Source organism: Thioalkalivibrio sp. ALE12, from assembly GCF_000381105.1.
GTDB lineage: Bacteria > Pseudomonadota > Gammaproteobacteria > Ectothiorhodospirales > Ectothiorhodospiraceae > Thioalkalivibrio.
Genome location: NZ_KB905907.1, coordinates 293,539 through 304,386 on the forward strand (window position 1 = coordinate 293,539; position 10,848 = coordinate 304,386).

Here is a 10,848-nt window from a genome sequence, read left to right on the forward strand (position 1 = left end):
CCGCTCAGCGATTCGCCGGGCGCGGATCGCGCTCGGCGTCGGGCTGGGCGTCCTCGGTGATCTCCACCGGCGTGTCGTTCTGCAGCTTCAGCAGCCCGCTGGCGGCAATGCGCTCGCCCGGCTCCAGTCCGTCCAGCACGCGCACCAGGTCACCCCGGCGCTCGCCGGTCTCGATCAGACGCTGCTCCACCCGCAGCTGGCCCTCGTCATCCTCCTCGATCACGAACACCGACTGTCCCCAGGGGGCGAAGCGGATCGCGGTCTGCGGCGCCACCACGGCCTCCTCCGCCTCGCCGCGATCCAGCGTGACGCGGGCGAACTGGCCGGAACGCAGACGCCCCTCCTCGTTCGCGAGTACGGCCTGCACGCGGAACATGCGCGAGGCCGCGCGAACCCGCGGCTCGATGGCCGTCACCTCGCCGGTGAAGGCATCACCGAAGGCATCCACCTCCACCTCGACCTGCTGCCCCAGGGCGACCTCGCCCAGACGCCGCTCGGGCAGGGTGAAATTCACGTACAGCGGCTGCAGGGCCTCCAGGACCACGATCGGTTCGCCGGGACCCACGAACTGGCCGACGTTCACCTCGCGTATGCCCAGCTCCCCGGCAAAGGGCGCGCGCAGGCTCTTCTGGCGAATGCGGGCCTCCTGAGCCTTCACCGAGGCGGCGGCCTGCTCGGCCTCCGCCACGCGCCGCTGGAACTCGGAGTCCGAGATGTCGTTGCGCTCGATCAATCCGCGCGCTCGCTGCAGCTCGCGCTGCGCCAGGCGCTCGGCCGCGCGCAGATTCTCCAGCTCGGCCTCGTCCAGGGTGGTGTCGAGATCCACCAGGGGATCGCCAGCCTCGACGCGGGCACCGTTCTCGAAATGAATGGCCTGCACGATGCCCTGCGCCTCGAAGCTCAGGGTCGCGCCCTGGACCGCCTCCAGGCTGCCGATCGCGCGCACCCGCGGGGTCCAGGTATCGGTCGCGACCTCGGCGGCATTAATGGTGACCACCGGCTCCGGCATGTCCTCGAAGTACTCCGCGATCTGCTGATCCACGAAGGTCTTGAAGCCGAAGATACCGCCCAGCACGATGGCGACCGCCACCAGCATCAGGATGAAACGCTTCATCGAAGTCTCCCGGGCCGGCGGGGCGACCCCCGTCGGCATCATGAATATACGCGGTCGGGTCAGTCCGCCGCGCTCAAGCCGTCCTCGGCGATCTGCTCGCCGATCCCGGCCGCGCGCAGCGACGCCCGCACACGGTCGGTCTCGGCGCGCACCACCGCGGGCTCGTCCGGATCCAGTCGCGGCTCCCAGCGCCAGCCGGTCATCAGGGCGTGGAAATGGCGGATCAGGTGGTCATAAGGCCGATGGATGTCATAGGCATCCAGCAGGCCCCGGGCATTGGCCAGGCTTTGCATCCCCACGTTCAGCGCCCAGGGCCCCAGCCCCATCTCCTCCTCGGAGATCTCCCGCGCCGGCGGCAGGTCGCCACGCTCGCGGGCCTCGGCCACTACCGCGTGGACCGCCTCGCTGATCGGACGCCCCGCCTCCAGCAACGCCTCGCGCCGGGCCACCGAGACATTCGCCCACACCACCTCGGTCACCAGGTACTGGGTAAGCCGGTAGTAGTCCGGATTCTGCGCGGCGAAATCGATATCGGTCAGAACGATCGCCAGCATCCGCGACCGCGTGCCCAGCGTCAGCCCCGGGATGGCCCGGAATCGCCCGGCCCGCTCCCGGGTCGTGCGCGCCGCCACCGCCGCCAGCAGGTCCTCGCGGGACTCGAAGTGCTGGTACAGGGTCCCGGTGGCGTACTCGCAATCCGCCGCCAGCTTCGACATCTGCAGGCCCAGCAGCCCGTCCTCGCGGATCCGTTCGTGGGCCCGCTCGATAAACAGCGCCTCGCGCGCCTCGCGCTCGCGCCTCCTGCGATCCTCGGTACTCATGGCGGCAGCATACCGAACCCGCACCAACTTTTGAACTGGATTCAAAAATCGGCCCAATAAAGGCCGGGGACTTGGCCCCGGCCTCATTGGCGGAGGGTCAGCCCGCCTCGCGCAGCAGGCGTACGATCGCGTCGGCCACACTCTTGCTGGACTGCGGGTTCTGGCCCGTCACCAGCTTCCCGTCGACCACCACGTGATCCGCCCAGTCATCGGCGGTATCGACCTCGCCACCCAGCTCCTGGAGCTTGTCCTGCAGCAGGAACGGCATCGCGCTGTCCAGCTGTACCGCCTTCTCCTCGCTGTTGGTAAAGGCGGCCACCTTGCGCCCCTTCACCGCCGAGCTCCCGTCGGCCAGCATCGCGCCGACCAGACAGGCCGGGCCGTGGCAGACCGCACCCACGACCTTGTCGTTCTCCAGAAACTCCGCGACCAGGCGCTGCACATGCGGGTTGTCCGGCAGATCGAACATGGTCCCGTGCCCGCCAGGGAAGAAGATCGCGGCATAGGCCCCGTGATGCATGTCCGCATCGAGTGCGATCGTGTCGTCCAGGGCCTCCTGGGCCGCCACGGCGGCCGACCCCGGATGGCTGGCCTCCAGGCTCTTCGGATCCAGCGGCACCGGTCCGCCCTTCGGGCTCGCCACCTTGACCTCGAAACCGGCCTTGCGAAAGCGATCATAGGGCTCGGCGAACTCGTCGAACCATACGCCGGTCGCCTGGCCCGGGCCGATCTCGCCGTGGCTGGTGACGACCATCAGTATTGTCTGGCTCATCCCGATACCTCCTTTGCGTCCATGTCTGTGGTGGACTCACCGGAAGGTCACAGGTTCCTGGCACCCACCCGCTGCATGGGTGCGCGAAGGCAAGGTAAGGTCCGGCGGAGGAAGGCCCGGGCGGGGCTCGCCATCCGGCGGGCCCCGCCCGGGAATCAGACCCGGTAGTACTCGCGATACCAGTCCACGAACCGGGCGATACCGTCTTCCACGCGGGTGGCCGGGGCATAGCCCACATCCTCGCGCAGGGCCTCGACATCGGCATAGGTGTCCGGCACATCCCCCGGCTGCAGCGGCAGGAGGTTCTTCTCGGCCTTCCGGCCCAGACAGTCCTCCAGCACCTCGATATAGCGCATCAGCTCCACCGGCTCGTGGTTGCCGATGTTGTAGAGCCGATAGGGCGCGGCACTGGTGGCGGAATCGGGCTCGGCCCCGCTCCACTCGGGGTTGCGCGGCGCCACGTGATCCAGGGTGCGGATCACGCCCTCGACGATGTCGTCGATATAAGTGAAGTCGCGCCGGTGGTGCCCGTAGTTGAAGACGTCGATCGGCTCGCCCGCCAGGATCTTCTTCGTGAACAGGAACAGCGCCATATCCGGGCGGCCCCAGGGGCCGTAGACGGTGAAGAAGCGCAGGCCCGTGACCGGCAGGTCGTAGAGATGGCTGTAGGTGTGCGCCATCAGCTCGTTGGCCTTCTTGCTCGCGGCGTAGAGCGACAGCGGATGGTCGACGTTGTCGTGCACCGAGAACGGCATGGTGGTGTTGGCGCCGTAGACCGAGCTGGAGCTGGCGTAGACCAGGTGCTCCACGCCGTTGTGGCGGCAGCCCTCCAGGATGTTGCCGAAACCGACCAGGTTGGTGTCGACATAGGCCGCCGGGTTCTCCAGCGAGTAGCGCACCCCGGCCTGGGCCGCCAGGTTCACCACCCGCTGCGGGCGGTGCTCGCGGAATACCCGCTCCATCGCGGCACGGTCGGCGATGTCCTCGCGCACCTCGGTATAGTTCGGGTGGTCCTGGGTGCGCGCCAGGCGCGCCTCCTTGAGCGAGACGTCGTAGTAGTCGTTCAGGTTGTCGACGCCGATCACCTCGTCGCCGCGCTCCAGCAGGCGCAGGCTCAGCGCGCTGCCGATGAATCCGGCCGAGCCGGTGATGAGCACTTTCATCGTGCTATTCCTTGTCGTCCGGCAGGGTGATGTTCAGCTCGAGGACCTCGCAGTCCCCCTCGCGATCCACGTTCATCTGCACCGCGTCGTCGTCGACCTGCACATACTTGCGGATCACCTGGAGCAGTTCCTGCTGCATCGCCGGGAGGTAATCGGGCCCGGAACGCGCCGCGCGCTCGCGCGCCACGATGATCTGCAGGCGTTCCTTGGCGACACTCGCGCTCTTCTGCCGCGGCTGGCGGAAGTAATCGAAGATCCCCATGATCACCCCTTGAACAGGCGCCCGAAGAAGCCCTTCTTCGGTACGTCGACAAAGCGCAGCGGACGTTCCTCGCCCAGGAACCGATCCACGGCGTCCTGGTAGGCCTGCCCGGCATCGGATTCCTCGTCCAGCACCACCGGCTGCCCGGCGTTGGAGGCATTCAGCACCGCCTGGGATTCCGGGATCACGCCGAGCAGTTCGATCGCGAGGATCTCGCCGACGTCCTCGATGCTCAGCATCTCGCCGCGCTCGGCACGCTCGGCCGAATAGCGCGTCAGCAGCAGCTTGCCCTCGATCGGTTCGCCGCCCTGCTCCACCCGGCGCGTCTTGCTCGCCAGGATCCCCAGGATGCGGTCGGAGTCGCGCACCGAGGAGACCTCGGGGTTGGTCACCACGATCGCCTCGTCGGCGAAGTACGCAGCCATCAGGGCGCCACGCTCGATGCCGGCCGGGCTGTCACAGACGATGTACTCGAAATCCTCGGACAATTCGTTCAGCACCCGCTCCACGCCGTCCTGGGTCAGGGCGTCCTTGTCGCGGGTCTGGGAGGCCGGGAGGATGTACAGGTTTTCCACCCGCTTGTCGCGAATGAGGGCCTGCTTCAGGTTGGCGTCGCCGTTGATCACGTTGACGAAGTCGTACACCACGCGCCGCTCGCACCCCATGATCAGGTCGAGGTTGCGCAGACCCACGTCAAAGTCGATCACGGCGGTCTTGTGGCCGCGCAGGGCCAGGCCGGTGGCAATCGCGGCCGAGGTGGTGGTCTTGCCCACCCCGCCCTTGCCCGAGGTAATCACTACGATACGTGCCATGTTGGCTGCAGCTCCTTGTCGTCTTGCCGGTACCCGGCGGTGCCGGGGACAGGCGGACGGGTTCCTGTCATGTCGTGGCCGGCCGCCCTTCGGGCCGCCGTTCAGATCTCCGCGATCTTGAGGCTTTCGCCGTCCAGTGTCACCAGCCGATTCTCGCCACGCTCGGCTTCCGTGATGTCCTCGGCGATCCGGTAATGCCCGGCGATGGACAGCAGCTCGGCATCCAGACGCCGGCAGAAGATACGCGCCGTCACCAGGCCACGCACCCCGGCCAGCGCACGCCCTCTTAACGGCCCCAGCACATGGATGTGCCCGTCGGCCAGCAACTCGGCCCCCGGCGAAACCGCGCCGGTGACGATCAGGTCGCCACCACGGGCATAGATCTGCTGCCCGGAGCGCACCGGCTGATCGACGATACGGGTCGCGCTGTGGACGGCCGCGACCTCGGCCGGCGCGCTCTTCTCCTGCGCCTCGGCGGCCCGCTCGGGCGCCGGGGTCTCGTCCTCCAACGACACCTCGCCGGTGGGCGCACCGCCGCGCCCGCCCAGCTGCAGTACCGGCAGCACATCGAACAGTTCGGCATAGCTCTGCAGCCGCTCGGCGGCCTCGCCCGCCTGCAGCCCGATCAGCTTGAAGCCCTCGGCGCGCACGCGCTCGATCGTCGCCTGCAGATCCGACTCGGGGCTCTCGGCCACCGCCTCCAGATCGAGCACGATCGGCATGTCGCGCATCAGCTCCGGGGCCTGCTCGCGCCGCGCCGCCAGCACCTCGCCCAGGGTCTTTGGATCGGTCTGGTACACGCGCAGCACGGAGACCAGCATCATGCGCCCTTTCAGTTCAATGGCCTGGACGGAACTCGGGGTCGCACTCATCGGATCGATCGACTCGCTCGCGGTTGGCTGCATCAATGAAGGCTGCGCCCGGCGGCGAAACCACCCGGCGGGACGTGCGCTTTATAGCGCGGAGGGGGAAAGCACGGCAAGGGATCCGGGCCGGTTGCCACCCGCGGTTCAGGGGCGTGGCGGGCCCGGGATCAGCGTGTTGGTGCGCCGCACGTAGTCCGCGTACCCGGGGCGCGATTCGTGCAGGCGTCGTTCCAGCAACGTGACGCCGGACACACGCAGGATCAGCAGGATCATGAGCACCGCCGACGGGACGGCCCACCAGCCCCCGGCGGCCAGGGCCAGCATGCCGAACCCGACCCAGACCACGATCTCGCCGAAGTAGTTGGGATGGCGGCTGTAGCGCCAAAGCCCGCGATCCATTACCTGCCCGCGGTTACCCGGGTCGCGGCGGAAGCGCGCCATCTGGGCGTCGGCCACCGCCTCGAACCACAACCCGACGGCCCAGGCCAGAAGCCCGGCGACAGCCAGCGGCCACCACAGGCCATCCGCCTGTATCACCGCCAGCATCGGCAGGCCGATCACGGCCACCAGCCCCCCCTGCAGCCAGAAGATGGTCACCAGGCTGCGGGCGGCGAAGGCCGTTTCGCTGCGACCGGCGCGCATGTCGGTGTAGCGCCCGTCCTCGCCATGGCCCCAGTTGCGCCAGGTAATGAAGGCGGACAGGCGCACACCCCACAACAGCACCGGGACCACGATCCACAGCCCCTGCGGCGGCCAGCCGGACAGCCCCCACCACACCAGCGTGACCAGCACGAAGCCCAGCCCCCAGTAACGATCCACCAGGCTGGCGTCGCGGCGGGCGACACTCGCCGCCCAGACCCCCGTCATCAGGAGCAGCGCCGCGGCCAGCCCGGCGAGGAACAGCATCCAGCCCGCCACGGCTCAGGCCTCGGGTCGCGTGAACAGGACGTGCGACACGAACCACTCGTTGCCGCCGCGATAATCGAACAATTCGGCACAGGCCATGTAGAACATGCGCCAGCGCTGGAACCACAGCGCCGCGTCCTGCTTCCCGTAGGTCTGCTCGAACAGCGGCATCAGCTCGTTCCGCGCGGCATCCTGACGGCTCAGCCAGGCGTTCAGGGTGCGCGCGTAGTGCTGGCCGTTCACCCGCCACTGGCGGACCACCCGCAGGTCGTCCTGGAAGTGCCGCGCCAGGTCGTCCGCCGGCATCAGCCCGTCACGGAAGAAGTATTGCCCCATCCAGTCGTGGGCGCCCTCGCTCTCGAAGAAGTAGGCAAACTCGCGATGGGCGAATACATGCATGAAGAACTGTCCGCCCGGTCGCAGCCAGGTCGAAATGCGCCGCAGCAGCTCCGGCCAGTTGCGCATGTGCTCGAACATCTCCACCGAGACCACCCGGTCGAACCCCGTCTGCTCCGGGGCAAAGTCATTCATGTCGGCGGTCACGATCGTCAGGTTGTCCAGTCCGCGCGCATCCCGGCGCGCCTCGATGGAGGCCCGCTGGGTCGCGGAATTGGACACCGACACAATGCGGGACTGCGGATACTGCTCCGCCATCCACAGGGACAGCGACCCCCAGCCACAACCCAGCTCCAGCACCTGCTGCCCGTTCTCCAGACCGGCCCGCTCGCAGGTCAGTTGCAGCATGCCCGCCTCGGCCGCACGCAGGTCATTCACACCGTCGGGCCACCAGGCACAGGAATATTTCAGCCACGGCCCCAGACAGCGCTCGAAATACTCGGTGGGCACCTCGTAGTGCTGCTCGTTCGCCACCTCGGTCGACAACGCCACGGGCGCCTTGCGCATCGCCTCGATCAGCGCATAGCGCCGTTCCATCGCCTCCTCGGCCGGCGCACCGCTTTCGCGCAAGCGTTCGGCCAGCAGGCGACGAATGCCCGCGCGCACAAACGTATCCGGCAGTCGTCCCTGCTCCGCCCACTCGATCATCTGCTGCATGAATGAAGGTCCCCCGCGTCGATGCAAGGTTGACCCGGGTATCCGCGGGCGGTTCCCCGCCCGACGCGCACCAAGGCGGCATGGACGGTCACACCCGCGGCCGCAGGGGTGCTAGATTGTGGCCTGGACCAGATACATAGCGATCATGGCGCAACGTCACCGGATTCCGGCCCGAACCCTGCATCGCGTCTGGGGCCCCTTCTCCAAGGGCGTCCAGACGCGCCTCGAGACCTTTCTGGGCGAACTCGACGACCGCCTGATGGAGGCCTCCGAGCGCGCGATCGACTCCCAGCGCGCGGCCCAGAACCTCGCCCTGTCGCGCCAGATCCGCATGGCCAGCGCCGCCATCCTCCAGCATTTTCGTGACCGACTTCACAGTGCAGTCACACCCGAGGACGCCGACGACACCGAGGCGGCAGGCGAGCACGAACTGAGCCTGATGGACGCCGCCGATACCGAGCGCGAGGTGGCCCTGCGCAAGCTGGTCACGGGCGCGCGCTCGGCGATGGCGGCGGAGATCGATGCCCTGGAGACCGTCACGCGGGACTACCACCTGGCGGCCGCGCCCGAGGACGCCCCGTGGCACCCGCATGCCCTGGGCGAGGCCTTCCTGGAAGCGCTCGAGGCCGTGCCCCTGCCGCCGGAAGACTGCCTGCTCCTGCTGCACTGGTTCGACCGCGACGTGATCCGGGAACTGCAGCCGGAAATGCAGGCGCTGCTGCAGGCCTTCCGCGATGCGGGCTTCACGGTGCCCGAGGTACGGACCGGCGCACGCGCCCACCCGGGCGCGGCCACGGCGACGGGTCCCGTGCCGCAGGGGGCTCCCGGCGGTGGTGGACCACCACCCGCAGGCGCGGCCGCGGCCGCGCCCGCCACCGGCGCCGCGGGCAACTGGGGGCAATTCGGCTACCAGGTCCCGGTTGCCGGCCAGGTCGTCGCGGCCGCCGGGGGGGCGCCAGCGGCCGGGGCCGGTTACGGCTCGCCGGCGGAGGCGGTCACCACCGTGCTGAACAGTGCCTCGCCCAGCACCCTGGAACCCTTCGTGATGGACCTGCTTCAGGGGCTGTTCGACATGATCCTGAAGCGCGACGACCTCAATCCCGCGTTGCGCGAGCCGCTGTCGGATCTCCAGCTCCCGCTGGTACGGATCGCCATGCGCGAGACGCACTTCTTCCGCGACCGCGGCCACCCCGCGCGGCAAATGACCGGGCTGCTGCTGAACATCGCCCTGCGCATCGATCCCGACCTGCCGCTGGACGAGGCTCGCCAGCTGCCGCTTAGCCGTCTGGTCTTCGAGAATGTGGAACGCGTGCGCAACGGGGGCCTTGGCGACAGCGATGCCTACGACCAGGCGCTCGCGCGACTGCGGGACGACCTCGCCGAGGTCGAGGAGCAGATCGCCCACCAGGCGGCCAGCGAACAGGCCGAGGCGCAGAAGGAAGAGCGCACGCTGGAGATCACCTACAGCGTCGAATCCACGGTCGAGCGCACCGTGATCTCCATGGGGCAGGACATCCCGGACGAGGCCCGCGAGCAGCTAATGGATGCCTGGGTCCCGCTGATGACCGCGCAAAAGACCGCGGAGGCGGATGCCGGGGATGAGAGTGAGAGCACCGGCCCCGAAGCCGCGGGAGACAAGGACTCCGACAACGACGGCATGGCCCTGCTGCACGAACTGCTGGCCCTGATGCAGGCGGAACCGGACTTCCAGGCCTCGGCTCCCCTCCTGGCCCGCATCCGTGCCTTCCTCGACCGGGCGCCGCTGTCGAAGGAAGAACGGGCCCGCATCAAGCAGGACCTGGTCAGTGCCCACCTGGTGGCCGCCGGAAAACGCCGCTCCACGCCCGCCGAGCCGACCAAGCCCGACACCAGTCCCGCGACCGGGTCGTCCGACGAAACGGCGGCCGCAGACGAGCGCATGGAACAGGCCCGGAAACGGGCCGGCAACCGGTCGAGCTCGGTGTTCGGCACCTCGCCGCGTCATGCCGACGACGACCCGTCCCTGATGCGGGATCACGCCGACGAGCACGTCGAATACGCCGACAACCTGGTTTCCGGCACCTGGATCCAGTTCACCTCGCCTGCGGGCACCAAGGTCACCCGGATGAAGCTGGTCTGGCGCGGCAGTCACGCCGGACGCCTGCTGTTCACCGATGCCGCCGGCCGCGCCAAGCGCCAGCACAGCATTCAGGGACTGGCCCACGAATTCCGCAGCGGACGCGCCCAGATCATCCCCGAGGAATCCCTGTTCGACCACCTGATGGACCAGCGCCTCGGTCAGACCGCCTGAGGCCCGCCCCTCCGGGGAATCCGTCGCCGGGCCGGACCTTTTTCACGCCCCCGTGGTCCATTTCCCGACGCCACCCGGGAAGACGACGATGACACGCTCACTGGCGGCCCTTTGCGCGGGCCTGGTACTGGGGATCCTGATGACCGGATGCAGCACCCCGCAGAAGATGCCCACCGTGGATCACGTGGATCTCGACCGCTACATGGGCGACTGGTACGTGATCGCCAACATCCCGACCTTCCTCGAGCGCGACGCCTATAACGCCCTGGAGCAGTACGCCCTCAACGAGGACGGCACCATTGCCACCACCTTCTCGTTCAACAAGGGCGGCTTCGACGGCCCGCGCCGCGAATACAACCCCACCGGCTTCGTGAAGAGCGAGGACAACGCCGAATGGGGCATGCGCTTTCTGTGGCCATTCAAGGCCGAGTTCCTGATCGTCTACCTCGACGAGGATTACAGCCAGACCGTAATCGGCCGCAGCAAGCGCGACTACGTCTGGATCATGGCACGCGAACCGGAGATGGCCGAGGAGGACTACCAGGCCATCCTCGCCCGCCTCGACGAACTGGGCTACGACACCGACGAGATCCAGCGCGTACCCCAGCGCTGGGATTGAACGTGCGCTGACGCCGGGCGAGAAACGGGAGATTGCCACGGCGCCTGCGGCGCCTCGCAATGACCGACCGGACGGTTCCCTGTCATCGCACGGCCCGCCGCGTCGATCTCCAAGGGCCCGAAGGCCGAGCACCGGACGCCAAGGGCGGTGGCCGGACCCTACCCGCGACC

Annotated in this window: 11 protein-coding genes; 2 read left to right on the plus strand and 9 right to left on the minus strand. The window is 68.3% G+C overall.

Annotation, left to right across the window (positions count from 1 at the left end):
* Nucleotides 1–4 precede the first annotated feature (4 nt).
* The 9 genes from F614_RS0107420 to F614_RS0107460 form a co-directional block, all read right to left on the minus strand.
* Nucleotides 5–1,114 carry an efflux RND transporter periplasmic adaptor subunit gene (locus F614_RS0107420; RefSeq protein WP_018881619.1) on the minus strand — a complete coding sequence of 370 codons (1,110 nt, stop codon included), beginning with the start codon at nucleotides 1,112–1,114 and terminating at the stop codon, nucleotides 5–7.
* A 59-nt stretch (nucleotides 1,115–1,173) separates the two neighbouring features.
* Complete coding sequence (locus tag F614_RS0107425) at nucleotides 1,174–1,935, minus strand: TetR/AcrR family transcriptional regulator (protein ID WP_019558647.1); 762 nt, start codon at nucleotides 1,933–1,935, stop codon at nucleotides 1,174–1,176.
* Between the two features lie 97 nt (nucleotides 1,936–2,032).
* Nucleotides 2,033–2,707: a type 1 glutamine amidotransferase domain-containing protein gene (locus tag F614_RS0107430; RefSeq protein WP_026329830.1), complete on the minus strand. Its 675-nt coding sequence runs from the start codon at nucleotides 2,705–2,707 to the stop codon at nucleotides 2,033–2,035.
* A gap of 155 nt (nucleotides 2,708–2,862) precedes the next feature.
* A complete protein-coding gene (locus tag F614_RS0107435; protein WP_018876244.1) occupies nucleotides 2,863–3,870 on the minus strand; it encodes an NAD-dependent epimerase in 1,008 nt (335 codons plus the stop codon).
* A gap of 4 nt (nucleotides 3,871–3,874) precedes the next feature.
* Nucleotides 3,875–4,132, minus strand: a complete 258-nt coding sequence (gene minE / locus F614_RS0107440) for a cell division topological specificity factor MinE (RefSeq protein WP_026142882.1) — start codon at nucleotides 4,130–4,132, stop codon at nucleotides 3,875–3,877.
* Between the two features lie 2 nt (nucleotides 4,133–4,134).
* Nucleotides 4,135–4,944 carry a septum site-determining protein MinD gene (gene minD / locus F614_RS0107445; RefSeq protein WP_019558649.1) on the minus strand — a complete coding sequence of 270 codons (810 nt, stop codon included), beginning with the start codon at nucleotides 4,942–4,944 and terminating at the stop codon, nucleotides 4,135–4,137.
* Nucleotides 4,945–5,045: 101 nt separating this feature from the next.
* A complete protein-coding gene (gene minC / locus F614_RS0107450) occupies nucleotides 5,046–5,816 on the minus strand; it encodes a septum site-determining protein MinC (RefSeq protein WP_038037290.1) in 771 nt (256 codons plus the stop codon).
* A gap of 138 nt (nucleotides 5,817–5,954) precedes the next feature.
* The gene (locus F614_RS0107455; protein ID WP_019558651.1) at nucleotides 5,955–6,716 is read right to left on the minus strand and encodes a DUF1295 domain-containing protein; all 762 of its coding nucleotides are present in this window, start codon (nucleotides 6,714–6,716) and stop codon (nucleotides 5,955–5,957) included.
* Between the two features lie 15 nt (nucleotides 6,717–6,731).
* A complete protein-coding gene (locus F614_RS0107460) occupies nucleotides 6,732–7,769 on the minus strand; it encodes a cyclopropane-fatty-acyl-phospholipid synthase family protein (protein WP_018866566.1) in 1,038 nt (345 codons plus the stop codon).
* Nucleotides 7,770–7,914: 145 nt separating this feature from the next.
* On the opposite strand from F614_RS0107460, the gene F614_RS0107465 reads away from it, so the two are divergent.
* Nucleotides 7,915–10,059 (plus strand): DUF1631 family protein, encoded by a 2,145-nt coding sequence (locus tag F614_RS0107465; RefSeq protein ID WP_018878808.1) that lies wholly within the window; start codon nucleotides 7,915–7,917, stop codon nucleotides 10,057–10,059.
* Nucleotides 10,060–10,147: 88 nt separating this feature from the next.
* Complete coding sequence (locus F614_RS0107470) at nucleotides 10,148–10,678, plus strand: lipocalin family protein (RefSeq protein ID WP_018866564.1); 531 nt, start codon at nucleotides 10,148–10,150, stop codon at nucleotides 10,676–10,678.
* Nucleotides 10,679–10,848: the final 170 nt, after the last annotated feature.

Coding starts and splice junctions, on each gene's coding strand:
- F614_RS0107430 (WP_026329830.1), bottom strand. CDS start 2,707: ATGAGCCAGACAATACTGATGGTCGTCACCAGCCACGGCGAGATCGGC.
- F614_RS0107470 (WP_018866564.1), top strand. CDS start 10,148: ATGACACGCTCACTGGCGGCCCTTTGCGCGGGCCTGGTACTGGGGATC.
- F614_RS0107455 (WP_019558651.1), bottom strand. CDS start 6,716: ATGCTGTTCCTCGCCGGGCTGGCCGCGGCGCTGCTCCTGATGACGGGG.
- F614_RS0107460 (WP_018866566.1), bottom strand. CDS start 7,769: ATGCAGCAGATGATCGAGTGGGCGGAGCAGGGACGACTGCCGGATACG.
- F614_RS0107420 (WP_018881619.1), bottom strand. CDS start 1,114: ATGAAGCGTTTCATCCTGATGCTGGTGGCGGTCGCCATCGTGCTGGGC.
- F614_RS0107425 (WP_019558647.1), bottom strand. CDS start 1,935: ATGAGTACCGAGGATCGCAGGAGGCGCGAGCGCGAGGCGCGCGAGGCG.
- F614_RS0107465 (WP_018878808.1), top strand. CDS start 7,915: ATGGCGCAACGTCACCGGATTCCGGCCCGAACCCTGCATCGCGTCTGG.
- minE (WP_026142882.1), bottom strand. CDS start 4,132: ATGGGGATCTTCGATTACTTCCGCCAGCCGCGGCAGAAGAGCGCGAGT.
- minC (WP_038037290.1), bottom strand. CDS start 5,816: ATGAGTGCGACCCCGAGTTCCGTCCAGGCCATTGAACTGAAAGGGCGC.
- F614_RS0107435 (WP_018876244.1), bottom strand. CDS start 3,870: ATGAAAGTGCTCATCACCGGCTCGGCCGGATTCATCGGCAGCGCGCTG.
- minD (WP_019558649.1), bottom strand. CDS start 4,944: ATGGCACGTATCGTAGTGATTACCTCGGGCAAGGGCGGGGTGGGCAAG.